Origin of the sequence: Sorangium sp. So ce1504 (assembly GCF_051521635.1) — a bacterium.
GTDB classification, from domain to species: domain Bacteria; phylum Myxococcota_A; class Polyangia; order Polyangiales; family Polyangiaceae; genus Sorangium; species Sorangium cellulosum_B.
This window is the reverse complement of record NZ_CP150365.1, coordinates 5,246,919-5,271,428: the sequence shown is the minus strand read 5'-3', so window position 1 is coordinate 5,271,428 and position 24,510 is coordinate 5,246,919. Positions and strand designations below refer to the sequence as shown.

General features: G+C 72.1%; 18 protein-coding genes. 7 read left to right on the top strand and 11 right to left on the bottom strand.

Annotation, left to right across the window (positions count from 1 at the left end; genetic code table 11):
- Window positions 1–1,842 carry an inositol monophosphatase family protein gene (locus tag WMF39_RS19765; protein ID WP_437747043.1) on the bottom strand — a complete coding sequence of 614 codons (1,842 nt, stop codon included), beginning with the start codon at window positions 1,840–1,842 and terminating at the stop codon, window positions 1–3.
- A 29-nt stretch (window positions 1,843–1,871) separates the two neighbouring features.
- The gene (locus WMF39_RS19760; protein WP_012236172.1) at window positions 1,872–2,189 is read right to left on the bottom strand and encodes a LysR family transcriptional regulator; all 318 of its coding nucleotides are present in this window, start codon (window positions 2,187–2,189) and stop codon (window positions 1,872–1,874) included.
- 103 nt (window positions 2,190–2,292) lie between these two features.
- Here WMF39_RS19760 and map point away from each other — a divergent pair, with 103 nt between their 5' ends.
- The gene (map, locus tag WMF39_RS19755) at window positions 2,293–3,042 is read left to right on the top strand and encodes a type I methionyl aminopeptidase (RefSeq protein WP_437747042.1); all 750 of its coding nucleotides are present in this window, start codon (window positions 2,293–2,295) and stop codon (window positions 3,040–3,042) included.
- 125 nt (window positions 3,043–3,167) lie between these two features.
- Here the strand turns inward: map and WMF39_RS19750 are convergent, their stop codons facing one another.
- Both WMF39_RS19750 and WMF39_RS19745 read right to left on the bottom strand, forming a co-directional pair.
- A complete protein-coding gene (locus WMF39_RS19750; protein WP_437747041.1) occupies window positions 3,168–3,659 on the bottom strand; it encodes a hotdog fold domain-containing protein in 492 nt (163 codons plus the stop codon).
- Window positions 3,660–3,736: 77 nt separating this feature from the next.
- A complete protein-coding gene (locus WMF39_RS19745) occupies window positions 3,737–5,413 on the bottom strand; it encodes a protein kinase domain-containing protein (RefSeq protein WP_437747040.1) in 1,677 nt (558 codons plus the stop codon).
- Window positions 5,414–5,588: 175 nt separating this feature from the next.
- On the opposite strand from WMF39_RS19745, the gene WMF39_RS19740 reads away from it, so the two are divergent.
- Entirely contained in the window at window positions 5,589–6,845 is a 1,257-nt protein-coding gene (locus tag WMF39_RS19740) for a dicarboxylate/amino acid:cation symporter (RefSeq protein WP_437747039.1), read from the top strand.
- 375 nt (window positions 6,846–7,220) lie between these two features.
- Here the strand turns inward: WMF39_RS19740 and WMF39_RS19735 are convergent, their stop codons facing one another.
- The 4 genes from WMF39_RS19735 to WMF39_RS19720 form a co-directional block, all read right to left on the bottom strand.
- Window positions 7,221–7,538: a hypothetical protein gene (locus tag WMF39_RS19735; protein WP_437747038.1), complete on the bottom strand. Its 318-nt coding sequence runs from the start codon at window positions 7,536–7,538 to the stop codon at window positions 7,221–7,223.
- A 96-nt stretch (window positions 7,539–7,634) separates the two neighbouring features.
- Window positions 7,635–8,036 carry an SPW repeat domain-containing protein gene (locus WMF39_RS19730; RefSeq protein WP_437747037.1) on the bottom strand — a complete coding sequence of 134 codons (402 nt, stop codon included), beginning with the start codon at window positions 8,034–8,036 and terminating at the stop codon, window positions 7,635–7,637.
- A gap of 270 nt (window positions 8,037–8,306) precedes the next feature.
- Window positions 8,307–9,326 carry a M23 family metallopeptidase gene (locus WMF39_RS19725; RefSeq protein ID WP_437747036.1) on the bottom strand — a complete coding sequence of 340 codons (1,020 nt, stop codon included), beginning with the start codon at window positions 9,324–9,326 and terminating at the stop codon, window positions 8,307–8,309.
- Between the two features lie 278 nt (window positions 9,327–9,604).
- Window positions 9,605–11,059, bottom strand: a complete 1,455-nt coding sequence (locus WMF39_RS19720; RefSeq protein WP_437747035.1) for a DEAD/DEAH box helicase — start codon at window positions 11,057–11,059, stop codon at window positions 9,605–9,607.
- A gap of 690 nt (window positions 11,060–11,749) precedes the next feature.
- Here WMF39_RS19720 and WMF39_RS19715 point away from each other — a divergent pair.
- Together WMF39_RS19715 and WMF39_RS19710 are read left to right on the top strand one after the other, a co-directional pair.
- Entirely contained in the window at window positions 11,750–12,883 is a 1,134-nt protein-coding gene (locus WMF39_RS19715) for a hypothetical protein (RefSeq protein ID WP_437747034.1), read from the top strand.
- A gap of 470 nt (window positions 12,884–13,353) precedes the next feature.
- Window positions 13,354–16,605: a UvrD-helicase domain-containing protein gene (locus tag WMF39_RS19710; RefSeq protein ID WP_437747033.1), complete on the top strand. Its 3,252-nt coding sequence runs from the start codon at window positions 13,354–13,356 to the stop codon at window positions 16,603–16,605.
- On the opposite strand, the gene WMF39_RS19705 is transcribed toward WMF39_RS19710, so the two are convergent.
- Window positions 16,602–18,221, bottom strand: coding sequence for an SEL1-like repeat protein (locus WMF39_RS19705; RefSeq protein ID WP_437747032.1), 1,620 nt, complete (start codon window positions 18,219–18,221; stop codon window positions 16,602–16,604). The two genes, WMF39_RS19710 and WMF39_RS19705, sit on opposite strands and share 4 nt — an antisense overlap.
- Before the next feature lie 478 nt (window positions 18,222–18,699).
- Between WMF39_RS19705 and mgtE the strand changes: the two genes are divergently transcribed.
- Entirely contained in the window at window positions 18,700–20,133 is a 1,434-nt protein-coding gene (mgtE, locus tag WMF39_RS19700; protein ID WP_437747031.1) for a magnesium transporter, read from the top strand.
- A gap of 39 nt (window positions 20,134–20,172) precedes the next feature.
- Window positions 20,173–20,463, top strand: coding sequence for a SelT/SelW/SelH family protein (locus tag WMF39_RS19695; RefSeq protein WP_437747030.1), 291 nt, complete (start codon window positions 20,173–20,175; stop codon window positions 20,461–20,463).
- Between the two features lie 30 nt (window positions 20,464–20,493).
- Here WMF39_RS19695 and WMF39_RS19690 read toward each other — a convergent pair whose 3' ends face one another.
- Both WMF39_RS19690 and cysK read right to left on the bottom strand, forming a co-directional pair.
- A complete protein-coding gene (locus tag WMF39_RS19690; RefSeq protein WP_437747029.1) occupies window positions 20,494–21,486 on the bottom strand; it encodes a serine O-acetyltransferase in 993 nt (330 codons plus the stop codon).
- Between the two features lie 7 nt (window positions 21,487–21,493).
- The gene (gene cysK / locus WMF39_RS19685) at window positions 21,494–22,486 is read right to left on the bottom strand and encodes a cysteine synthase A (RefSeq protein ID WP_437747028.1); all 993 of its coding nucleotides are present in this window, start codon (window positions 22,484–22,486) and stop codon (window positions 21,494–21,496) included.
- A gap of 768 nt (window positions 22,487–23,254) precedes the next feature.
- Here cysK and WMF39_RS19680 point away from each other — a divergent pair.
- Window positions 23,255–24,493, top strand: a complete 1,239-nt coding sequence (locus WMF39_RS19680; protein WP_437747027.1) for a hypothetical protein — start codon at window positions 23,255–23,257, stop codon at window positions 24,491–24,493.
- Window positions 24,494–24,510: the final 17 nt, after the last annotated feature.

Below are 24,510 nucleotides of genomic sequence, written 5' to 3'. Positions count from 1 at the left end.
CTAACGGCCCGAGGCGAGGAGCGCCTCGGCGAGGAGCATCGCGTCGACCGGCCAGAGCTCGGGCGGACGCCGGTGCTTCGCCCCTGCCTCGGGGAGCGGGCGGCAGCTGAGCACGAGGCGGCGGAAGCGGTCCGGGACGGCGTCCCGGCCGTGCGCCGCGCCGAGCAGCGCGCCGGCGATCGCGGCGTTCGTGTCGGTGTCGCCGCCGGCCATCACCGTGTCGACGAGGCCCCGCTCGAGCGAGGGCGCGTGGAGGAGCTGGTAGAAGGCGTTCTGCAGGGCGATGAGGACCCAGCCGGCCTGGTGCGAGAAGCTCCGGGGCTGGGCGCTGCGCGCGGCCGTGAGCGCGGCGACGACCGCGCGCTCGCCGCTGCGCTCCGCCTCGTCGAGGGCGGCGGCGCAGGCGCCCTCGACGCCGGCGCCGCCCACCGCCGCGGCGATGGCCGCGACGAACGCGGCGGAGGCGGCGCAGCAGACCGGGTGGGGGTGCGTGAGCGCGCTGTCGTCGCGCGCCCAGGCAGCGGCCTCCCGCGGGCGCCCCGCGCCGAGGACGCCGAGCGGCGCCGCGCGCATCACCGAGCCGTTCGCCTCGCTCGTCAGGCTCGCGGCGGCGCGGGCGCGCTCGCGGCGCGCGCCGGGCAGCGGCGCGCCCGCGGCGGCCCTGAGCGCGGCCGCCGTGGTGTTGCCGATGTCGAACGGGCCGGAGCCGTACCAGTGCACGTAGGCGTCGAGCGCGGCCTCCGCGACGAAGCCGCGCTTGCGGACGATCGAGCGCGCGAGCATGAGCGCCATCTCGGAGTCGTCCGTCGGCTGCCCGGCCAGCGTGCCCCACGTCCCGCCGTCGGCGAGGTCGCGGACGCCGTCCGGGTAGAGCGGCGCGATCGCCTCCGCGGTGCGGAACTCGACGAGCGCGCCGAGCGCGTCGCCCGCGAGCTGGCCGAGCAGGCAGCCCTGCGCGCGCGCGAGCGTGCCAGCGCCCTCGACGAGCAGGCTGCGCGAGGGGCGCAGGAGCCCGTACGTGCCCTGCGGCGGCGGGATGCGGCCATGGATGACGGCGTTCCACGGGCGGCGCGCGAGCTCGCGCACGACCGCGGGGGCGCCGCCGAAGAGGCGGCAGACCTCGCCGTCGCCCTGCGCGGTGTACGCGATGGGCGCGCCGTCGTCGTCGACGAGCTCGCCGCCCGCGGCGCGCACGAGCGCGTGCCCGGCGGCGTAGTCCCAGCTGCGGGGCCGGCTGAGCGAGACCGCGGCGACGCCCTCGCCGGCCGCGGCCAGGGCGAGCCGGTAGGCGAGGCTCGGGAGGGCGAGGAACCGCGCGGGGGCCACGCAGCGGGCGTTGCGGGCGGGGAGGTAATCCGCCGACTGCGAGAGCAGCACGACGGCGTAGCGATCGAGCGCGCCGCCGGCGAGCGACGTCGAGACGGCGGCGCCGTTGCGCCGGATCGGCCCGGCGCCCTCGGCCCAGGCGATGAGATCGCCATCGTCGTCGGGGTAAGCGTACGCGAAGACGACGCCGAGCACCGGGGTGCCCTCGCGGAGGAGGCCGATGGAGACCGAGGCGCCGCGGTAGCCGTGCAGGAAGGACGCGGTGCCGTCGTGCGGATCGACGACCCAGCGGTGCGACGGGTCCACGCCGTCCAGGGCGCCGGTCTCCTCCCCGAGGAACGCGTACGGGGTGGCCCGGGTGAGCGCGTCGCGCAGCAGGAGCTCGACCTCCACGTCGACGTCGGCGCTCGTCCCGGCGCCGCGTGGGCCGCCCGGGCGGTGGAACTCCGCGCGGAGGAGCGCGCCCGCGCGGCGCGCCGCGTCGACCGCCAGCGCGAGCTCAGCGTCGTAGCCCATGCCGTTCCCCTGGTTCCACGCGAGGCACCCTACCCCAGGTCGGCGCGCTGGCGGTGGCCGGCGTCGAGATCGCCCGGGGGAGGCGCGGCGCCGTAGCCGCGCACATCGGCGACGGCCGCGTCGACCTGGGCGACGATGGTCCGGGCGTGGTCGAGGAACGCCGCGCCGGCCGGCAGGAGCCGCATGCCGCGCGCGGTGCGCTCGAACAGCTGCGCGCCGAGCTCGTCCTCCAGGCCGCGGATCTGCCGGCTGAGGGGCGGCTGCGCGATGTGGAGCCGGCGCGCGGCGCGGCCGACGTGGCCCTCCTCGGCGACGGCGATGAAGTAACGGATCTGCGAGAGGCTCACGCGGCCGATTCTAGCCCGAACCCCGCGCGCGGGGAGCCGCGCGCGAGGGCCCGATATCAAAACGGTATTGGATGGCCGCTCGCTGCGCGCGCATACGCCTCGCATGAACGTGGACATCCTCAGGCCTCACGCGTGGGAGGCGATGCGGCGCGCAGGGCGCGCGGCGGCGGCGACGCTCTCGGCCGTCGGGGCGCGGCTCCAGCCCTTCGTGACGACGGCGGACATCGATGAGTGGGTGCGCGAGGACACGGCGCGGCGCGGGGGCCGCCCGAGTCAGCTCGGCTACAAGGGCTTCCCTGCGGCGGTGTGCACGAGCCGGAACCACGTCGTGTGCCACGGGATCCCTCGGCGCGATGAGGTGCTCCTGCCGGGCGACATCGTCAACGTCGACGTGACCACGGAGCTCGACGGCTACCACGGCGACACTTCCGCGACGTTCTTCATCGGGGAGCCGAGCCCCGAGGCGCTGCACGTGGTGGACGTCGCCAGGCGCTGCCGGGACGCGGGCATCGCGGTCGTGCGCGACGGGGCGCGGCTCGGCGACATCGGCGCGGCGATCGAGGAGATCGCGCGCGCGGAGGGGTGCGGCGTGGTCCGCGAGGTCGGCGGGCACGGCATCGGACGGAGGATGCACCTGCCGCCGCACGTCGCGCACACGGGGGTGCGCGGGGCGGGCATGCGGCTCCGCGCCGGGATGGCCATCACGATCGAGCCGATGGTCAACCTGGGCTCGCACCGCATCCGCACGCTCGACGACGGGTGGACCATGGTCACGGAGGACGGCAGCCTCTCGGCGCAGTTCGAGCACACCGTGCTCGTCACGCGGGACGGCTGCGAGATCCTGACGCTCTGAGGGCCGCGCAGCGGCCTGCGCCTGCGCGCGTCGGACCTGGAGCGCCAGCTCGTCGAGGCGCTGGCCGAAATCGAGCGCCTCCGCCGCAACTGACCGCGCCCGCGCCGCGCGCGAACGCGGCGGCGTCACACCCCCTTGGTCACCCAGGCCCAGACGAACTCGCACTCCATCGGCGATGCGCCGCTCTCGTCGGTCACCGTGACGGCGACCGCCACGTCCCCTTTCGGCTGGTCCAGGAAGGACTGGCGCTGCTCGGGCGTGAGGGTCGCGACCGCGCGGAGGCCGCCTTGGGCGCGGCGTTTGTAGTCGATCTTCATGCTGCGCAGGAGCGGCAGCTTGTCGTCCGGCAGGTTGACGGCGACGACGAAGCCGGTCGCCGTCTCGGCCAGGAGCCCCGCCGCGGCGGCGTGCACTCCGCCGATGTGGTTCCGCACCCTGCGTCCGTTGGCGAGCCGCAGCGCTACCCGATCCGAGCTCACCTCGTCGAACTGGATCCCGGCGGTCCCGGTGAACGGCACCATGCGCTGGAACAGCACGGTCTGCGCGCGCGTGCGCAGGAAGGACGGGAGCGCCTGGAGCGGCGCGAGCGAGCGGGAGATGAAGTTCAGCTGGGACATGGAGCCTCCGAAGGACCGCGAGCTTAGCGCATGTCGGCCCGGCGCCTCGTCAGGCCGTGGGCGGCGCGGCTCCGACGTCAGCGCCGCCGCCGCTGGGGCTTGTTCACCGCGACCGCGGCCTCTTCTTCCGCCCGTTCCGCCCGTTCCGCCCGTTCCGCCGTGGAGCGCGCGGTGTCCGTCTCGACGCGCAGCTTGCCCTGATGGTCCCCCTCCTCCGCCGCGCCGATGCGCTGGCGCGGGGCCGCCGCAGGGCGCCAGTCCTTGCCGATCGCCCTCGCCATGGCCACCTCGTGCCTGCGGCGATGGTGCTCGTGCCACCACTGCATGCGCTCGGCCTCCTCGGCCCAGTCGTCCTCGTGCGCCGTGAACGCGACCAGCCCGTGGATGGCGACGCCGATCGCCCAGCCCAGCGGGATGATCGCCGCCCAGAGCACGACGCCGAGCGGCAAGGCGAGCGTGAGGAGCGCCGCGTTGACGATGAGGTAGACGCCGAGGTGCCGGTAGAAATCGCGGCGCTTGCGCCGGAGCCACGTGGCGCGCTCGGCGGCGGTCGCCACGCTCGACCTCCGCTCCACGTCGTCGCGCTCGCCGCGCTCGCCGCGCTCGCGCGCGCGAAGCGCGCGGCTCGCCTCGCGCAGCGCATCGGGGCCCACGCCCACCTCCTCCGCCGCGGCGAGCAGGTCGTCGAAGCCGAGGCGCGCGTCGCCCCGCAGGGCGCGCGCCGCGCCTCCGTCGGCGGAGGCCTGGCGCTCGATCGCCTGCGCCAGGACGTCGCGGACCTGCTCGGTCGAGAACCGCTGCGCCGCGGTCTCGCCGCCGCGAGGCGCCTCGCTCCGCTGCGCGCCGGGCGCCTGCGCGGGCGGCGCGGACGTCGCGGCGGCAGGCGCGGCGGGCGCCTCGCCCCTCCCGGCCGCCTCGAGCGCGCGCAGGAGATCGTCCATGGACGCGAACCGATCGTCGGGGCGCTTCGACAGCGCGCGCAGGACGACCGCGCTCACCGCGGGCGGAACGGCGGCGGCGTCGAGCAGGGCGCGGTCGGCCTCGTCGGTGAGGATCGACGCGACGACGGCGAGCATGTCGCCGGCGCCGCGCCAGGGTAGCCTGCCGGTGAGGAGCTCGAAGGCGAGCACGCCCCACGCGAACTGGTCCGCGCGCCCGTCGAGCTCGGCGCCGCGGATCTGCTCCGGGGCCATGTAGACCGGCGTCCCGAGCTTGACGCCGAGCGCGGTCAGCGTCGGCAGCGCAGGGGCCTCGGTGGACGCGTTCGGATCGGCGTCGCCGGCGGCGCGGCGCGCGATGCCGAAGTCGAGCACCTTGATCACCCCGTCGTCCCGGACCATCACGTTCTCCGGCTTGATGTCCCGGTGGACGAGCCCCCGCCGGTGCGCCGCCGCAAGCGCGCGGGCGACGTCGGAGAGCCAGGCGACCCGCGTCGAGGCCGGCGCGTCGGCGCCGCTGATGGCGCTGCGCAGGGTGCGGCCCGGGACGAGCTCCATCACGATGAACGGCGTCCCCTCGAGCTCGCCGACGTCGAAGATCGAGACGGCGTTCGGGTGATCGAGCGCTGCGGCGGCGCGCGCCTCGCGGAGCAGGCGCGCGCCGGCGTCCTCGTCCACGGCGCCGCCCGCGATCACCTTGACCGCGACGCGCCGCCCGAGCCGCGCGTCGTGCGCCCGGTAGACGCAGCCCATCCCCCCCTGCCCGATGGCGGCCTCGATCGTGTACCGCTCGAACGAATCGCCCGGCTTCAGCATTGCCGGCCGGGAGCCTAATGGATCCGCGCGGGCTTGGACAGGCGGCCCTTGGCCCGCGAACGGCGCGTGCGGAGGTCGATCTGTGGCCGCAGGACGCCCCGTCGGCCGTGGAGAGCCCGGGGGCGTGGCGTCAACTCCGCGGATCGCGGCGCCGCGGCTTGTGTAAGGTGGCGCCATGTCATCGCATCGAACGATGCTGCTCGGCGTCGCGGTCGGGGCAGCGGGCGGTCTCACGGCGAACGCTGTCGCGGCAGGGCACCCGGCGCTCACCTGGATCGTCGATCACATCACCTACCCGGTGGGCCAGATCTTCCTGCGCCTGCTGTTCATGCTCGTGCTCCCGATCCTGTTCTCGGCGCTCGTGATGGGCGTCTGCGAGCTCGATCTGAAGCACGTCGGTCGGCTCGGCCTGCGGACGCTGGGCTACACGGCCGTCGTCTCGAGCATCGCGGTGCTGATCGGCCTCGTCCTGGTGAACCTGATCCGCCCGGGCGACGGCCTGCCCGAGGCGGTCCGGAGCCTCGCGCACGGCGGGGGGATCAAGGCGGCGACCGCGCCGGCCGACACCTCGCCGGTGGGGATGATCATCGCGATGGTGCCGGACAACATCTTCAAGGCGGCGGCAGGGGGCGACGTGCTCGCGGTGATCACGTTCTCGCTGCTCTTCGGCATCGCCCTGTCGCTCACGCAGACCGATGGGGCGGCTCGGCTCCGCGAGTGCATCCAGGGGCTGCTCGACGTCTCGATGCGGCTCATCGAGGGGGTGCTCCGGTTCGCGGCGATCGGCGTGGGCGCGCTGCTCTTCACGATCACGTCCCGCATGGGCATCGGCATCATGCAGCAGCTGGCGGCGTACGTGCTCACGGTGCTGCTCGGCCTCGGCCTGCACATGTTCGTTGTCTATTCGCTCTCGGTCCGTTTCCTTGGCGGGATGTCGCCGGTCGCGTTCTTTCGCGGGAGCCGGACGGCGATCGTGACGGCGTTCTCGACCGCCTCGTCGAACGCGACGCTGCCGACCGCGCTGAAGGTCGCCGAGGAGGAGCTGAAGCTGCCGCCGTCCGTGGCGCGCTTCGTGCTGACCGCCGGCGCCGCGATGAACCAGAACGGGACGGCGCTGTTCGAGGGGGTGACCGTGCTCTTCCTGGCCCAGGTCTACGGCGTCTCGCTGAGCTTCGGGCAGCAGGCGACCGTGATGCTCATCTCGGTGCTCGGGGGGATCGGCACGGCGGGGATTCCAGCCGGCTCGCTGCCCGTCATCGCGATGATCCTTGGGATGCTCGGCATCCCGCCCGAGGGGCTCGGCCTGGTCCTCGGGGTGGATCGGTTCCTCGACATGTGCCGGACGGTGATCAACGTGGTGGGGGACCTGGCAGCGGCGGTGTTCGTATCGCGGGATCAGCACCCGAAGCCGCAGGAAGCAGCCGGCGCGTGACTGGACGGGGCGAGCGCCCACGCGCGACGCTTCGCAGCGGAGGCGTCGCGCCCCGCAGGCATGGCTCTCCCCTGGGTCAGTCGTTGCGGAAGATGGAGTAACTCCCTGACCGGATCGGAGCAATGTTGAAGACTTGGAGCGCCGTGTTTTCCTCCACGGGAGCGGACAGGGCTTCGGACGGAGCGGATGGACGGCCAAGCCAAGCAGAGGAACATCCACGATAACGGCAGCCGTCGCTGCCGCCCTGGCCGAAACAGGGCCCGTGAGGCGGGCGCGCTCAGGATGGGAGTCTCGGAGAACAGGCGCCGGAAGGCTGTTCCGTCGCGGTCGAGGTGTGCGCGGAAACAGGGAGCCGGTGGACGGTGCCGCCCTCCATCACTCGAGCGTGAACGTCGCTCCCGTCACCGGATCGCACAGCAAGATCGGCACGTCCTCACCGGCGCTCTTCAAGCGCGCTCGCGCCTCCTCGATCGCCTCGTCCACGGCTGCCTCCGCTGCCTCCTGCGCGGCCTCCCCTGCCCGCTCGCCGCTCGCGCCGAGCTGGGCCGCCCGCTGGTCCTCCTCGGCCCGCTGCGCCCGCTCGCGGTTCGCCTCGGTATCGAGGGCGTCGCTCGTCTCACCGACGGGCACCACCTTCACGAGGAAGTCACCCACCCGCAGGCTCATCGGATCCGGCTTCTTCAGGTCGCTCACGGCGTCTGTCCTCCCGCCACGCATGAGCTTGCCGCAAATCCGCGCGATCCACCACCCCGACCGCCCCGCCGATCGCGAGGCGCACGCGCACGCCCCTCAGGAGAACGACCGGTGCTCCGGCCGGTAACGAGCGCTGGCTGTCGTCGTGGCGTAGGAAGAACGGTAGTCCGTCGCGAGCCAGACCAGGCCGACGGCCACGCCCGACACGAGATAGAAGCTCCTCGCCCCGGGCTCCTCATCGAAGCCGAACAGCCACGGCGCCGCGACGAGGAGCACGGCGACCGTGGCCTCGATCGCTCCGTGGACAGGGAACGGGATGAGCTTCGCGGCGCCCAGCGGGAACGCGGTGAGCAGCGTCATCGCGAGATGTGCGGCGCCCAGGATGTAGCAGAGCGTCTCGGGGAGCCCGCCGAAGCCGAACAGCGAAGGGGCCAGCAGGAACAGGGCCGCAACCGCATAGTCCACAAAGCCATGAGCTCGAGGCGACAGCATCTTCATGACCGACTCCTTGCAAAATCGATGTCCGGATTGATTGCCTTCGTCGGTCCGGAAATTTGCAAGGGGTATGCCGCCCAGAGGCTCGCGGGAGAGAGCTTGTCCTCCCGGCGACCTCGGCGGCCATTCGATCATCCATCGGCCAGGAAAGGAAGATCAGCGGGCGTGCGCCTGGAGGCGCCGGGCGCTTCGACGGCCGAATTCGAGCCACATTTCCGCCCGGGGGAGCTCAACCACGAACGCTCTTCGTGTGGCACATTGCCCCGCCGTGCGTCACTTCGCGGCGGAGACCAGGAGCTCTGGATCGACGCGTGTCTCGAAGAGATTCATGCGCCAGTCGAGGTGCGGTCCGTTCGTGCGGCCGGTCATCCCGACGGTCGCGATGACCTGCCCCTGCTTGACCTCGTCGTTCACCTTCACGGCGAAGCCGTGCAGATGGATGAACGTGGAGGTCAGTCCCTGCCCGTGATCGATGATCACGGTGTGACCGCTCAGCGGGAGGTCCTTCTCGACGAGCACGACCTTGCCGCAGGCAGGCGCGCGCACCGGCGTACCGACGGGCACCGCGATGTCCACGCCCCAGTGGATCCCGCCGTCCGTTCCGTTGAGCAGGCGCGGCTGGCCGTACCGCGAGGTGATGGGGCCCTTGGACGGCCAGATGAAGCCGTTCTTGTAGCAGTTCCTCTTCGTGTACTTGTTCCGGAGCGCGTCGAGCTTCTTCTCGGCCTGCGTGAGCTTCACGCGCGTCGCCATGTCGAGCTTGACCATGTTCTCCGGCAGGTGGTCGACCTTGTCGACCTCGAACTTGCGAGGCTCCACGTCGAAGATCTTCTCGAGCACCTGCCCGTCGTCGAACGTGATGGTCAGCTTCTCCTGCGCTGGCGCGTTGCGCGAGAAGGCGATCAGGAACTCCCCTTCGTCGCTGACGGTCACGCGATGGCCGGGGAACGCCATGCGGCGCAGCTTGCCGTTCAGCTTGGCGCGCAGGAGCCCTCCCTGGACGGCGCGCCCTTCCACCGAGAGGCGGCTGTCGTCGGCCGCGGGCGGCCCTGCGTCGGCCGCCGCGCTCGGCGCGGGCGCCGCGGCATCGGCGGTGTCGGCCGCCGCGGGAGCGGCGCTGGCGTCGGGCGCCTCGGCCGGCGCGCTGCTCGCGGAGGCGACCGGGGCGGCGGAGGCCATCGGCGCCGGATCGGCGGAGGCTTGAGCGCCCGTGGTGGACGAGCTCGAAGAAGGAGCACCGCGATCGCAGGCAGCGATCGTGAGCAGGCTTACAACGATGACGGGAACGCGCATGGCGGCGATCGTGCCAGAGTTTCCGCACATCGACGAGATAATGTCGAAGCGCGTCATTCAGGCATGGTCCGGTCGCAAACGACCTGTGCGCCTCGCAGACGACCTGTGCGCCTCGCAGACGACCTGTGCGCCTCGCAGACGACCTGCGCGCCTCGGCGCGGCGCCCTCCCCCCTCGTTGGCGCGCGACGAGCGCCAACGAGCACCGGGCTCGCGACGCCGCGCGCATCAGGCGATGCGCGGCGTGACGGATCGGGCGTGGCGGGCAGCGCGGTGAGGATCAGTTATCGACGCGAGGGGTGTCGTGCCGCGGCTGCGGCCGCGCCGGGGGCTGCGCCTGCGCGGGGGGCTGCGCCTGCGGCCGAGCGTGCCCCTGGGGGTGTGGACGGCCCTGTCCCTGCGGGCGAGCTTGCCCCTGCGGCCGGCCCTGCGCCTGCGGGCGAGCTTGCCCCTGGGGGTGTGGACGGCCCTGTCCCTGCGGCCGGCCCTGTCCCTGCGGGCGAGCTTGCCCCTGGGGGTGTGGACGGCCCTGTCCCTGCGGCCGGCCCTGCGCCTGCGGGCGAGCTTGCCCCTGCGCCTGCGGTGCGGGCCTGGGATCGATCTGGAAGGCGGGAACCCCGGGGTCGGCGAGGAGGGGGAGGCGCTTCTGGATGAGGCGCTCGATGTCGGCGAGATAAGCGCGCTCCTCGCTGTCGCAGAACGAGAGCGCCACCCCGGACGCCCCGGCGCGCGCCGTGCGGCCGATGCGGTGCACGTAGCTCTCCGGGATGTTCGGGAGGTCATAGTTGATCACGTGCGAGATGTCGTCGATGTCGATGCCGCGCGCCGCGATGTCGGTCGCGACGAGCACGCTCGTCGTCCCCTGCTTGAAGCTCGCGAGCGCACGCTCGCGCGCGCCCTGGGACTTGTTCCCGTGGATGGCGACCGCCTCGATGCGCGCACGGCTGAGCTGCTGGACCACGCGGTTGGCGCCGTGCTTGGTGCGGGTGAACACGATCGCCCGGCGGAGCGCGGGATCCTTGAGCACGTGCTCCAGCATCGCGCGCTTGTCGGACCGCTCGACGAAGACCACCCGCTGGTCGATGTTCTCGGCCGTCGTGGCGATCCGCGCGACCTCGACGCGCACCGGGCTGCGCAGGATGCTGTTCGCGAGCTTCAGGATGTCCGGCGGCATCGTCGCCGAGAACAGGAGCGTCTGCCGGCGCTCGGGCAGCATCGCGAGCACGCGCCGGATGTCGTGGATGAACCCCATGTCCAGCATCCGATCGGCCTCGTCGAGGACGAGCGTGTCGAGCCGACCGAACGGGGCGAGGCCCTGCGAGCAGAGATCGAGCAGCCGGCCCGGCGTCGCCACGAGCACGTCGACGCCGCGGCGCAGCGCCTCCATCTGGGGGCGCTGCCCCACCCCGCCGAAGACGACCGCGGTCCGCAGGCCGAGGTTCTTGCCGTACGTGGAGAAGCTCTCGGCGACCTGCGCCGCGAGCTCGCGCGTCGGGGTGAGCACGAGCACGCGGAGCCCGCCCTGCCTGGGCCCGCCGCTCTGCGCGAGGCGCTGCAGGATCGGCAGCGCGAACGCGGCGGTCTTGCCCGTGCCGGTCTGCGCGCAACCGAGGAGGTCGTTGCCCTCTAGGATGGGCGGGATGGCCTGCTGCTGGATGGGCGTCGGGGCGCTGTACCCCTCGGCCTCGATGGCGCGGAGAAGCGGTTCGATGAGCTTGAGATCGGCAAATTGCATGGACATCGGGCTGGAATCGGGCTGGAGCACAGCCCCTCCTGAGCAAGGGCGGAAAGTACGCCGCGGCACCGCGCCCTCCTTGTGGAGAGGGTTCGATCACGGAGAGCTGCCGCCTCGCGCCCCCTTGAGCGGAGGCTTGCGAGGACCAATGACAGCGACCGAGCACCGCGACCCGTGCCAGGTCAGTCCGAGGCGGCGACTCTAGTACGGCGTGGTGAGGAAGTCGAGCCGCGACCGCGAGCCAGCAGCGAGCCGTCACGCTTTGCTCACCTTGCTTTGCTTCCGGTTCCGGTTCCGGTTCCGGGGTTGCCTTGGCCCGATCTCGCTTGTCAACGCCCGTTGCGCTGCCGCCGGAGCCGCGATCGCGTCGCTTCGCTCGCGGTGCGCGGAGCGGCCTCCGCGCGCGCGGCGCACCATGCTAGACCGTCGCCCGAGCGGAGGGCCCGCTTCATCGTGCGCTCGCGCTCGCAGGTCGCCCCGCGTCGCCCGCGACCTCCAGCGTCTTCCCGCCCCTTCGAAGCAGCGCACCACGCCATGGCCGAAACCGCCGAAGCCTCGAAAACGCCGGCTCAGGTAGGGCACTCCGCTCCGGAGCGCCCTGTCCTTCGGTTGCCCCGATCCCGGCTTCGGCGCTGGGTTCTCGGTGCCGTCGCGGTCCCGATGCTCTCCGGGGCCGGGTTATGGATCGCGGTGCACCGCATTCCATGGATGGGCCCGCTCGTCGCGAACGGGCTGCGTTCGGTGATCGGGGCCGAGAACGTGACGGCGCTCGAGGGGACCGCCTACGCCCTGGAGGATCGCGTCCACCAGCTCTGGCGCAAGGACGAGCCGCCGAAGACGTACTGGGAGGTGCCCGAGCAGCCGGGCCCTGCCGCGACGGCCTCGCCGCCTTCGGCCGCGACGCCGGGCTCGGCCGCGGGCGGCACCGGCGCGGCGGCGTTTCGGCCGACGGACGTCGGCCCCTCGCACGCGGCCTGGTCGGCTCCCGGCGACGGGCGGTGGGTGCCCATCGCGGATCACGCCCATCCGAGCGACGCGCCGCGCCTCCACAAGACGCTGCTCCACCCGGATCCGAACCGCTCCTGGGCGGAGCTGTTCATCGTGGCGGTGGATCTCGCGCGGGTCGATGTGCACCTCATGGCCGGCTCCCGCGAGCCGGCGGCGACGACCGAGGAGGGCAAGCCCTACGAGCGGCCCGCGAAGATCCCGGAGGCGGACCACGGGCGGCTGCTCGCGGCGTTCAACGGCGGCTTCATGACCGAGCACGGCCAGTGGGGGATGCGGGTCGACGGCGTGACGCTGGTGCGCCCCCGGGACCAGGGCTGCACGCTCGCGCGGCGCCGCGACGGGCGGCTGCAGATCGCGCCATGGACCAGGCTTTCGGCGGGAGAGAGCGACATGCAGTGGTGGCGGCAGACGCCGAGCTGCATGGTCGACGAGGGCGAGCTGCACCCGCTGCTCCGCGCGCCGCAGGTCCGCAACTGGGGCGCCACGCTGGACGGCAACACGGTGATCCGCCGCTCCGCGGTGGGGCTCGACCGCGACGGCAAGGTCCTCTACGTCGGGATCAGCAATCACACGACGGCGCCCGCCATCGCGCTCGGGATGCAGCACGCCGGCGCCTCGGCGGTGGCGCAGCTCGACGTGAACTGGTCGTACCCGAAATTCCTCCTCTACGAGCCGGGTGAGGGCGGCGCCCTCGCGCCGGTGGCGCTGGCGAGCGGCTTCGAGTTCTCGGAAGACGAGTACATCCGCAAGCGCTCCCTGCGCGATTTCTTCTACCTGACCCGCAAGGCCCCGGCGCCCTCGACCGCGACCCCGTGACCTCGTGATGCCTCGCAGCGGCCGGCGGCCCCCTCCGGACCGGGGCTCGCGCCCGCGCGTGTAGGCCCGGGTCGAGCCGCTGTCGAAGGCTCGCGAACGCCTGCCAGCCCGGCCGCTGCGCCCGGCGCGGCGGATGCCGGCGCCGGGGTGCGCGCCGGCCGGTCCTCGCCTCGCCGCGCCGTGCGGCCTCGTGCGGCGCGGTCGGCCCTCACGGCATGAACGTGTCGTCCAGGTGAGCCCGTCGAACCGCATTGCATCGAGCGAGCACCTTTTGCCACACGGGCGAGCCCGTCGAACCGCATTGCATCGAGCGAGCACTTTTTGCCACAGGACAAGGACTCTCACGCATCGCGACGCATTGCGGTCAGCCATCCTCAATTTCCAACCAGATTTCATCAAGGCTGCTGGTATCCGCGATTGACAGCGCGAGGGAGCTCGATAGGTAAAACGACACCTCACGGCGGAACACCATGCGTTTCTATGCAGACCTCCATGTGCACTCGAAGTACTCCCGCGCGACGAGCAGCGATTGCGATCTCGCTCATCTGAGCTACTGGGCTCAGCGCAAGGGCATCGCGGTGCTTGGCACGGGGGACTTCACCCATCCAGCGTGGATGGCCGAGCTCCGCGAGCACCTCGTGCCCGCCGAGCCCGGGCTCTTCCGCCTGCGGGACGATCTCGGCCGCGCGGTCTCGGAGCGGCTCCCCGGGGCCTGCCGCGGAGCGACGCGCTTCGTCCTCTCCGTGGAGATCTCGACGATTTACAAGAAGGGAGATCGGACGCGGAAGATCCATCACCTCCTCTACGCGCCCAGCTTCGACGCGGCGGAGCGCATCGTCCGCGCGCTCGCCAAGATCGGCAACCTGACCTCCGACGGGCGGCCCATCCTCGGGCTCGATTCGCGCCACCTGCTCGAGATCGTGCTGGAGGCCGGCGAGGGCTCCTACCTCGTGCCAGCGCACATCTGGACTCCCTGGTTCTCGGTGCTGGGCTCCAAGGCGGGCTTCGACGCGGTCGAGGAGTGTTACGGCGATCTCGCGCCGCACATCTTCGCGCTCGAGACCGGGCTCTCGTCCGATCCTGCGATGAACTGGCGGATCTCCGGGCTCGATCGGTACCGGCTCGTCTCGAGCTCGGACGCGCACTCGCCCGCGAAGCTCGGGCGCGAGGCCACGGCCTTCGACGCCCCGCTCGATTACTTCGCGATCCGGCGCGCCCTGGAGACCGGTCAGGGCTTCGGGGGCACGGTGGAGTTCTTCCCGGAAGAGGGCAAATACCACCTCGACGGCCACCGCAAGTGCAATGTCGTGCTCTCGCCGGCGGAGACACGGGCGCTCGCCCTCGCCTGCCCCGTGTGCGGGCACCCGGTCACGGTGGGCGTGCTGCACCGGGTCGAGGAGCTCGCCGATCGCGACGAGGGCGTGCGCCTCGAGGGGGCGAGCGAGTTCCGCAACCTGGTGCCGCTGCCCGAGGTGCTGGCCGAGCTCCACGGCGTGGGCGCCTCCAGCAAGGCGGTGCAGCGGAGCTACGACGGGGTGCTGTCGCGCATCGGCCCCGAGCTGTTCCTCCTCGGCGACGCGCCGCTCGACGAGATCGAGCGCGCCGGCACGCCCCTGCTCGCCGAGGCGATCGCGCGGATGCGCGAAGGGCGCGTGATCCGCGACGCAGGCTACGACGGCGAGTACGGCGCGATCCGGGTCTTCCAGCCGGAGGAGCTCGCGCAGCGCCGCGGGGGCGGGCTCCTCTTCCAGCCGGAGGCCGCGGCGCCGCAGCCGCCTCCCGCGGCGTCGCGCCCCCCTCCGCGCCGCGGCCGGGCCGACGCGGCGCCTCGCCCGGCGCCGGCCGGCGAGGTGTCCCGCGGCGCGCCGCCTGCGCCGGGCGGCGCAGCGCCGCTCGACGCGCTCGACCCGGAGCAGCGGGCCGCGGCGGAGATCACGGACGGCGCGCTGCTCCTCCTCGCGGGGCCAGGCACAGGCAAGACCCGCACGCTCACGCACCGGATCGCGCACCTCGTCCTCGATCTCGGGGTGCCGCCGGAGCAGTGCCTCGCGATCACCTTCACCCGCCGCGCCGCCGACGAGCTGCGGGAGCGGCTCGGCGCGCTGCTCGGCGAGGCCGGCGGCCGCGTGCCCGCCATGACCTTCCACGCGCTCGGCCTCTCCCTGCTCCGCGAGCACGCGCAGGGCGCGGGGGCCGCGCCGCCCGCGATCGCCGGCGAGCGCGAGCGGACGGCGCTGCTCGCCGCGGCGCTCGGCGTCCCGGACCGCCGGGCGGCCAGGTTGCTCGCCGACATCGCCGCGCTGAAGCGGCGCTGCCCGCGCCACGCCGACGCGCACGGGCCGCCGGCCGCGGGCGGCGAGATCGACCGCCACGTCGATCGCGCGTGGAAGGTGTACGAGGACGAGCTCGCCGCGCGCGGGCTCCTCGACCTCGACGACCTGATCGGGCACGCCGTCCTGCTCCTGGAGCAGCAGAGCGGAGCGCTCGCCGCGGCGCGCGAGCGGGCCCGGTATCTCTCCATCGACGAGTACCAGGACATCGATGAGCGCCAGTACCGGCTGATACGCGCGCTCGTCGCTCCGGGCGGGAACGTCTGCGCCATCGGCGATCCCGATCAGGCGATCTACGGATTCCGCGGCGCGGACGTGGGCTTCTTCTTCCGTTTCCAGCAAGATTTCCCGGCGGCGCGCGTGGTGCGCTTGAAGCGGAACTACCGCTCGTCGCGCCCCATCGTCGAGGCGGCGCTCCAGGTGATCGCGCCCTCACCGACGCTCGGCGCGCGGGAGCTCCTGCCCAGCGCGGGCGGCGTGGAGCTCGTGGCGGTCCACGAGTCGCCGACAGAAGCCGCCGAAGCCGAGCGCGTGGTCCACACGATCGAGCGGATGCTCGGAGGGTCCACGTTCTTCTCGATGGATAGCGGGCGGGTGAGCGATCCTGCCGGGAGCGGCGACTATTCCTTCTCGGATTTCGCGGTGCTCTACCGGACCGAGGCGCAGTCCGAGCGGCTCCGGGAAGCGTTCGCCCGCTCGGGGATGCCTTTCCAGCGGCGCTCGGATCGCCGCCTCGCCGAGCGCGCGGGCTCGGAGGCGCTCGCGCGGGCGCTCGCCGGCGCACCGCCGGGGCCGCTCGCGGCGCGCCTCAAGGCGGCCGCGGCGCGCCTCCGCGAGGAGGTGGCGCAGCCCGGGCTCGCCGGCGCTCCGCCCGCGGCGGGCGCGGCCGAGGAGGGCGCGGCGTGCGCGGCGGTCCTCGGCGAGGCCGACGTGGACGCGGCGCTGGAGCTGCACCTCGCGCTCGCGGAGCGCTGCGGCGGCGACGTCGATCGCTTCTTGATCGAGCTCGCGGTGTGCTCCGAGATCGACGCGTGGGATCCGCGGGCCGACCGCATCTCGCTGCTGACGCTCCACGCGGCCAAGGGCCTCGAGTTCCGGGTGGTCTTCCTCGTGGGGTGCGAGGACGGCCTGCTCCCGCTCCGGTTCCCCGGCAGGGACGAGACGGACGTCGCCGAGGAGCGCCGGCTCTTTTATGTGGGCATGACGCGGGCGCGAGAGCGGTTGTTCCTGACCCGGTCCATGCAGCGCGCGCGGCACGGCAAGGTGGTTGAGACCGAGGTGTCGCCGTTCATACGCGAGGTGGAGGAGCGGCTGCTCCTTCGGACCGGCCCGTCGCCCGAGGCGCAGAGGGGCTCACGCGCCGGGGCCGATCGTCAGATGAAGCTATTTTAGCGCGGCGCGCCGCCGAGCCGCTTCTGGGCCGCGCACGCCGCCTTGTCCTGCGTCCGCACGCACTGGTCTGCGTAGAAGGTCCGAGCCCGCTCCTTGTCCTTGCGCTCCAGGAGCGGCCCGAACGCGTCACACGCCTTCTTCTCGCCCCACTGCGTGCAGGCCCTCTCGTAGAGCGAGTAGGCCCGCTCCGGATCGGCGGTCACGCCGTCGCCGCGCTGCCAGATCTCGGCGGCCCGCACGCAGCCGCCGGTGCCGCACACCTTCTCGTAGAGCGCCGCGGCGCGCGGCATGTCCTTCGGAATGCCGTTCCCCTTCTCGTACATCCCGGCGAGGCTCAAGCACGCCTCGGCCCCGAACCCCTTCTCCGGACAGCCCTTCTCGAAGAACGAATACGCCTTCGCGACGTCCTTCGGAACGCCGTCGCCCTGCGCGTAGACCGAGCCGGCGGCGTTGCAGGCGCGCATGTCCCCCAGGCTGCAACCGTGGCTGTACGCCGCGATCGCCTTCACCCCGTCCTTCGGCGCGCCCTGCCCCTTGCGCAGGATGTCGCCGAGATCGACGCAGTCCTCGGACTGGCCGCCCTGGCACGCGCGCTGGAGCACGCCCACGGCGACCCCCACGTCCTTCGCCGCGAGCTTCCCCTCGACCAGCATCTTGCCCAGCGCGCTGCAGCTCGGCCCGTGCCCGAGATCGCAGCCGCGCCGGAGGAACGCGACCGCGCGCGTCGGGTCCTTCGGGAGGACCGCCTGCGGGCCTTCGCTGAGGTACCACTCGGCCACGCTGAAGCACGCCCAGCCGTCGCCCATCTCGCACGCCTTGTCGGCGAACTCTCGCACCTTGGCCCGCCCCGCGGCGTCCGGGGGGACCTTGGCGCTCTTCATGTCGCGCAGGAGCTGCTTCGCCCTCGCGTAGCAGGCCTGCGTGACGCCGGCGCCGCACGCCTTCTCGAACAGCTCCGCCGCCCTCGTGTCATCGCGCGGGAAATCCTTGCCGCCCAGGTACTGAATCCCGAGGTGATAGCAGCTGCCGACATCGCCCTTCCCGCACTCCGCCGCGCAGGATCGGGCGTCGGTGGGCTCGCACAGGTGCGCGGGCGCGAGCGCAGGCGGGGAGCACTTCGCCCCGCTCGGCACCGTGCCGAGCGGGCACAGGCTCGACAGCTTCGGGAACTCGTCTTCCCCCTGCTTCACCGGAGCCTCGGCCGCCGCCGCCCTCTTCGCGAGCAGCGGGACGAGCTCCAGGCGCAGCGGCGCATGGCAGCGCTCCGTCGGCGCCTGCGCGTCGGGCTTCGCGGCCCGGCAGGCGTCGATCTCCCCTTCCTTGCTCGTGGTGCCGCCCTGGCCCGCCGTCGCGGCCGCCCCGACCGCCGCGAAGACCTGATCCACCGTCCGCGCCGTGCCCCGGCTGCCTGGCGCCATCGCGAAGGCCCCGAGGAGCGCGGCGCGCACGAAGTGCGTCGCGCCCTCGCAGCTGCCCGAGAGATCCTGCGCGGAGGAGGAGGCCACCGTGGTCGCCATCTTCCCCGTAGGCACGAGCGCCACGTCGATCGCGGCCGAGCCGCCGCCCTCGATCGCGGTGCTCAGCGCCGGGGCCCCGAACGGGACGTTCGCCTGCATCTCCGCAGGGTTTGTTAATTGTATTACTTTTTCTGCCCGGGTCACGCCAGCGAAGGAGTAGCTCCCTGGGAGCTTGCACTGCGTGAGGAGCTTCAGCGTCGTGCAGTCGTAGGAGACGACGGCGATGCCGTCTTTCATCGCGAGCCCGAGATCGGAGCGGCGTGTCGTGAGCCAGTCGACGATGAGCGGCTCCGCGTGGCCGATGGCCGGACACCCGCCGCCGGTCGTGCTGGCGGTGCTCTCCGGCGAGACAGTGGGCCGGGGAGGATGCACGACCACCTCGGGTTCCAGGCCCGGTCCACAGGCCATCGCTCCGAGCGAGAGCCCAACCACGCACAAATCGAACGCGCGCTTCATCGGGCCGACAGAACCATGAGCCATGGGGTCCGGTCAATACGGCGAGCGCGACCGCACGCGGCCTACGACCGGCCGCGCGGACCCGGGCTATGCTCGGCGCGCCCCCGCGCCCGGAGCCGCCATGAGCACGCCCAGGTCCCAGGAGAAACTGCAAGAGAGCCTGAGCCTGGTGACTACCCTGCTCCAAAAGCAACGCGTCATCGAGACGCTGACCCACAAGCAGGAGAGCAGGAACAAAGAGCTCGTCGAGGCGCTGGTCCACCGGCAAAATCTCGCCCTGCTGCAGAGGAAGCTCAGGGATCTGCACCCGGCGGACCTCGCCCACATCATCGAGGTGCTCCCGCAGGCGGATCGCCTTGTGGTGTGGGCTGAGCTCGAGCCCTACCGCGCCGCACAGGTGCTGCTCGAGTCCTCGCGGTCGGTCCGCGACTGGCTCGTCGCGGAGACGGAGCGCCCTCGCCTCGTCGCGCTGCTCGGCCAGCTCGATCCGGACGATCTGGCGTACATCAGCGAGTCGGTCGATCCGGAGATCGTGGCGGAGGTGTACCTGTCGCTCGACGCGCGCGAGCAGTCGCTCTTCCAGTCGACGATCGCGTACCCGGACGGCTCTGTGGGCCACCTGATGAGCCCGGAGCTCGTCTCGGTGCGCGACGGCCGGGACCTCGGCGGCGCGCTGGAGGACGTGCGCCGGCGGGGCGAGCTGCCGCCGCACACCGAGGCGCTGTTCGTTGTCGACGCGCGCAACGTGCTCCGCGGCGCGCTGTCGCTCAAGGACCTGCTGCTCCGCGAGCCGCGCGCGCAGGTGAGCGCGGTCATGTCCACGGACGTGGTGAGCTTCACGCCCCAGGAGCGCGCGAGCGACGCGGCCAGGGCCTTCGAGCGTTACGACCTCATCGCCGCGCCGGTGGTGGACGAGCGCGGCAAGCTCGTCGGCCGGCTGACGGTGGATGTGATGATGGACTTCCTGCGGCGGCAAGCCCAGAGCGAGGCGCTCTTGCGCGCGGGCCTCGCGGGAGAGGAGGACTATTTCGCGCCCGCGTGGACGAGCGCGAAGAACCGCTGGCTCTGGCTCTTCGTCAACCTGCTCACGGCATTCCTGGCCTCGCGGGTCATCGGCATCTTCGAGAGCACCATTCAGGATCTCGTGGCGCTGGCAGCGCTGATGCCCATCGTGGCGAGCGTCGGCGGCAACACGGGCAATCAGACGGTGGCGCTCGTGATCCGCGGCCTCGCGCTCGACCGGCTGACGCGGGCGAACACGGGGCACCTCCTGAAGAAAGAGCTCTTCGTCGGCCTGATGAACGGCGCCGTCTGGGGCACGCTCGTGGGGCTCGCGGCCGCCGCCCTCTACGGCAGCGTCCCGCTCGGTCTGGTGATGGCCGCGGCCATCCTGCTGAACCTCGTGGTGGCGGCGATGGTCGGGTGCGCGGTGCCGCTCGTGCTCCAGCGCCTGGGCCGCGATCCGGCCCAGGGGTCGAGCGTCCTGCTCACGTTCACCACGGACAGCATGGGCTTCTTCATCTTCCTCGGGCTCGCCAGGGCGTTCCTCGTCTGAGCCTGCCCGCGCGCCGCGCGCTCGCGCTACGATCCTGGCATGGACGCCACCCCCGCCCCGCAACGGCCGCTCGTCGCGATCCGGTATTGCCCCAAGTGCCGCTGGCTCACGCGCGCGGCCTGGCTCGCTCAGGAGCTGCTGATCACCTTCCCTGACGAGATCGACGTGCTCCTGTCGCCGGGCGAGAGCGGCGTCTTCGACATCACGCTCGACGGCGCGCCGCTCTTCTCGCGCGCCGTCGAAGGGCGCTTCCCCGAGCCCAAGGAGCTCAAGCAGGCGATCCGCGACCGCGTCGCCCCGGAGCGCCCTCTCGGCCACTCCGATCGATGAGACGCCCGCTCTGATGAGGAGAGCGCCGCTCTAGATGTCGAAGTCGAGGATGCTGTCCAGATCGGAGGCGCCGACGGCGGGCGTGCCATGGGGCGGCGACGCGACGCGCAGCCTCGGCGCCTCGAGCGCGACGCGCTGGCCGCCGGCGACGCTCTTCGTGAGGAACACCGAGCCGCCCACCACGCTCCCCTGCCCCAGCACCGTCTTGCCGCCGAGAACCGTGGCGTTCGCGTAGATGGTGACGTTGTCCTCCACGGTGGGGTGGCGCTTCAGGCCGCGCGCGCCCCGCGAGTGCTGCGGCAAGGAGAGGGCGCCCAGCGTCACGCCCTGGTAGAGCTTGACGTGCTCGCCGATGTCGGTCGTCTCGCCGATCACGACGCCGGTGGCATGATCGATGAAGAAGCTGTCACCGATGTTGGCGCCTGGGTGGATGTCGGCGCCCGTCCTCGTGTGCGCCCACTCGCTCATGATCCGGGGCATGAGCGGCACGCCGAGGAGGTACAGCTCGTGCGCGACCCGGTGCACCGTCACGGCGAGGAGGCCTGGATAGGCCAGGATGATCTCGTCCATCGAGGCCGCCGCCGGATCGCCGTCGTAGGCCGCCTGCACGTCGAGCAGGAGGCGCCGCCGGACCTCCGGCAGCCGGGCGATGAACAGCCGCGCCACGTCGCGCCCCCGCTGCCGGCACTTCGGGACGTCGAGGCGGCCCGCGTCGACGGTCTCGTCCTGGAAGCACAGACAGCGCTCGATCTGTCGCTCCAGCTTGTCCCGCAGGGTCGAGACCAGGGTGCCCACGTGGTAGAGCAGGTCCTCGTCCGACAGGTCCTGCCGCCCGTGATAGCCCGGGTAGAAGACCTGGAGCAGGAGATCGATGATCTCGGTGATCTCCTGGCGCGACGGGGTGAAGCGCTTGTTGATGTGATGCCCGCGCGCGTCCTCCCGGTAGCTCGCGATCAGCGCGTCGACGATGCCGTGCAGGTCGGCCGTCGCTTCGGAGAGGGCTGCATCACACTTCTTGCTCACGTCGACCTCACGAGGCCTTCATGGCCTCGACCTCGGAGAACATTCCTTCGAAGAGGGGCCCAGAGAGGTACCGCTCGCCGGTGTCCGGGAGGATGACCACGATGGTCTTTCCTTCCCACTTCGGATCCTTCGCGAGCCGGCCCGCCGCGACCATGGCCGCGCCGCAGGAGACGCCGCAGAGGATGCCCTCCTCGGACGCGAGGCGCCGCGCCATGGCGATGGACTCGTCGTTCGAGACCGCCTCGACCTGGTCCACGAAGGAGAGGTCGAGGTTCTTCGGGACGAAGCCGGCGCCGATGCCCTGGATCTTGTGCGGGGACGGGGTGAGCGGCTGGCCGGCGAGCGTCTGCGAGATGACCGGCGAGTGGACCGGCTCCACCGCGACGGAGTGGAGGGCGCGGCCGCGGCCGCGCTCGAAGTAGCGGCTGACGCCGGTGATCGTGCCGCCGGTGCCCACGCCCGAGACGAGGACGTCGACGTTGCCGCCGGTGTCGTCCCAGATCTCGGGGCCGGTGGTGGTCTCGTGGATCGCGGGGTTCGCCGGGTTCTCGAACTGCCGCATCAGCACGTACCGGCCGGGGTCGGAGGCGGCCAGCTCCTCGGCCTTGGCGATGGCGCCGTTCATCCCCTTGGGGCCCGGCGTCAGGAGCAGCTTGGCCCCGAGGGCGATGAGCACCTTGCGCCGCTCCATGCTCATCGTCTCGGGCATGCTGAGCACGCACTCGATCCCCCTCGAGGCGGCGGCGAAGGCCAGCGCGATGCCGGTGTTGCCGCTGGTCGCCTCGACGATCGCCTTGCCAGGGCCGAGCACGCCCCGCTGCTCGGCGTCCCAGACCATGGCCGCGCCGATGCGGCACTTGACCGAGTACGCCGGGTTGCGCCCCTCGATCTTCGCCAGCACCGTCGCGCGCGCGCCTTCGATCACGCGGCGGATGCGCACGAGCGGCGTGCGGCCGATGCTCTGGGTGTTGTCGTCGTACACGCGGGGGAAGCTGGTCATGGGTGGCCCGTGCGGGTGAGTGGGGAGGAAAGAGGAGATCCAGAGGCGCCCCGCGCTGTCAAGGTCCACGTGCGCCCCGCCTCGGTCGCGCCGTATTTCCAGAGGCAGCGCGGCGTCGTCCGTCGCTGACGTCGGGGCGACGCATGCCGCGCCAGCTCGCCCGGCGGGCGCGCGCCGCGCTCAGGGCGTCCCCTCGTCGGTGAGCCGTTGGACGTGCAACGGTTCACCGAGGGGGCCGGCGAGACACCCCGGCGCATGGAGGTCAGTCGGTCTATGAGCGGTGCGGTCGGTACGGTCGATGGCGCGAAGTCGATTACGCGCTCTGCGCGAAGCGCAGGAGCCAACCAGATCATCCTCGGAGGGCGGACTGGCCTGCTCCGGCAGGGCCTCGACCGCACCGCCCCGGCGCTCGGGTGTCCCGAGTTCCGATGAGGCACAGGGGATGACGCAACGCGACCAAGGTGGCGGTGATAGCGGCCAATTCATGAGAGATTTTGCCGGAATGCGTCATTTTCTGATCTGCTGGCGCTTGAACATTCACGTCGTACCACGCCGTGCCACGTCGGAGCACCGGCGGCTCAGAGGTGCTCACGAATCCCGGAACCACGGTGGCTACGTGCGCAAGCAAGGTGCTTCCCTGGGCAAACGATGAACCACCATGGGACTACGTCGGACCAGGTCCACTTCCTTGACGCATGCGCATGCGAACCTATCATGTAGAATTTTAGCTCTTGCCATGAGTGGCATAGGCCTCGCATCATCGCTGACATGTTCCCCGCTGAGCCCCCTTGCGCGGAGGTCCAACTGCCCCACGACGAGGATGAGCCCACTTTAATTTTCCGTCGTCCGCCGGCGTCGATTGGGGGCATGGCGATGCCGTTCGAATCGCCGGCTCCGGTCATGGCATCTCCGACGCGGCGTTCCACGTCGCGCTTGATCGCGTTGAGCGCGGGTGCCGGCCTGGGCTTCGCGGCGGTGGTGGGCGGGCTCGTCTCGATGCAGCTCGGCGCGGCGGGCTTCGATCTCCGCGCGGGCTCGGCGCTCCAGCCTGCCGCGGCCGCCGCGGCCATCCTGCGGTCGACGGGGGTGGCGGCGCGGGTCGAGGTGAAGGCCGAAGCGGCCGCGCCGCTCCAGGCAACGCCAGCAACGGCGGCGCCGGCCCTCGCTGCCGCGGATCGCGCCGACGCGACGCTCGATCGAACGGCGGTGATCCCCATCCCCGACGGGATCATCACCATCCCCGCGTCCTTCGCCTCGGCAGATGGAGCGTACGATCTGGTGATCCACTTCCATGGGGTCAACGACGTCGTGCAGGCGGGGTTCGATCGCGCCCGGCTCAACGCGGTTGTGATGATCATCAATCTGGGCATCAGCTCTGGCGCGTATGAGACCCAGTTCTCGATCCGCTCCTATCTCCCGGCGTTGATGGCGAAGGCGCAGGTGGCGCTCGAGGCCCGTGGGCTGCGCGACGCCCGGCTCCGGCGCGTCGCGCTCTCGGCGTTCAGCGCCGGGTATGGCGCGGTTCGCGGGCTCCTGAACCAGCCGGGGTTCACCGACAAGGTGGACGCCGTGCTCCTCCTGGACGGCATCCACACCGGCTACATGCCGCTCGACCGCAGCCTGGACATGGAGCGCCTCAAGCCGTTCAGCCGCTTCGCCGAGCTGGCGGCCGCCGGCAAGAAGCTGATGTCGATCACCCATTCGGAGATCACCCCGAACGGCGATTATGCCGGCACCCACGAGAGCACGGACGCTCTCCTCAAGCTCACGGGCGCGCAGCGCTCCCCGGGCGCGGGCGCGGACGAGCAGGCGATCTACGACCTGACCGGGGAGGCGAGCGAGGCAAAGCTCCGGTTCGCCCCCCTGTCCGAGGCGCACAGGGGCGCGTTCCACGTCCGCGGCTATCCGGGCACCCAGAAGCCAGATCACGTGAGGCACCTCACCCGCATGGCGGAGACCGCGCTGCCTGATCTGGTGCGCTACTGGAGCGAGCCGCCCGCGCAATGACGGGTCGCGTGTCGGGG

Bases quoted from the DNA above. Each gene is read 5' to 3' on its own strand.
- WMF39_RS19765 (WP_437747043.1), bottom strand. From the start codon at position 1,842: ATGGGCTACGACGCTGAGCTCGCGCTGGCGGTCGACGCGGCGCGCCGC.
- map (WP_437747042.1), top strand. From the start codon at position 2,293: ATGAACGTGGACATCCTCAGGCCTCACGCGTGGGAGGCGATGCGGCGC.
- WMF39_RS19750 (WP_437747041.1), bottom strand. From the start codon at position 3,659: ATGTCCCAGCTGAACTTCATCTCCCGCTCGCTCGCGCCGCTCCAGGCG.
- WMF39_RS19745 (WP_437747040.1), bottom strand. From the start codon at position 5,413: ATGCTGAAGCCGGGCGATTCGTTCGAGCGGTACACGATCGAGGCCGCC.
- WMF39_RS19740 (WP_437747039.1), top strand. From the start codon at position 5,589: ATGTCATCGCATCGAACGATGCTGCTCGGCGTCGCGGTCGGGGCAGCG.
- WMF39_RS19730 (WP_437747037.1), bottom strand. From the start codon at position 8,036: ATGAAGATGCTGTCGCCTCGAGCTCATGGCTTTGTGGACTATGCGGTT.
- WMF39_RS19725 (WP_437747036.1), bottom strand. From the start codon at position 9,326: ATGCGCGTTCCCGTCATCGTTGTAAGCCTGCTCACGATCGCTGCCTGC.
- WMF39_RS19720 (WP_437747035.1), bottom strand. From the start codon at position 11,059: ATGCAATTTGCCGATCTCAAGCTCATCGAACCGCTTCTCCGCGCCATC.
- WMF39_RS19710 (WP_437747033.1), top strand. From the start codon at position 13,354: ATGCGTTTCTATGCAGACCTCCATGTGCACTCGAAGTACTCCCGCGCG.
- WMF39_RS19705 (WP_437747032.1), bottom strand. From the start codon at position 18,221: ATGCAGGCGAACGTCCCGTTCGGGGCCCCGGCGCTGAGCACCGCGATC.
- mgtE (WP_437747031.1), top strand. From the start codon at position 18,700: ATGAGCACGCCCAGGTCCCAGGAGAAACTGCAAGAGAGCCTGAGCCTG.
- WMF39_RS19695 (WP_437747030.1), top strand. From the start codon at position 20,173: ATGGACGCCACCCCCGCCCCGCAACGGCCGCTCGTCGCGATCCGGTAT.
- cysK (WP_437747028.1), bottom strand. From the start codon at position 22,486: ATGACCAGCTTCCCCCGCGTGTACGACGACAACACCCAGAGCATCGGC.
- WMF39_RS19680 (WP_437747027.1), top strand. From the start codon at position 23,255: ATGTTCCCCGCTGAGCCCCCTTGCGCGGAGGTCCAACTGCCCCACGAC.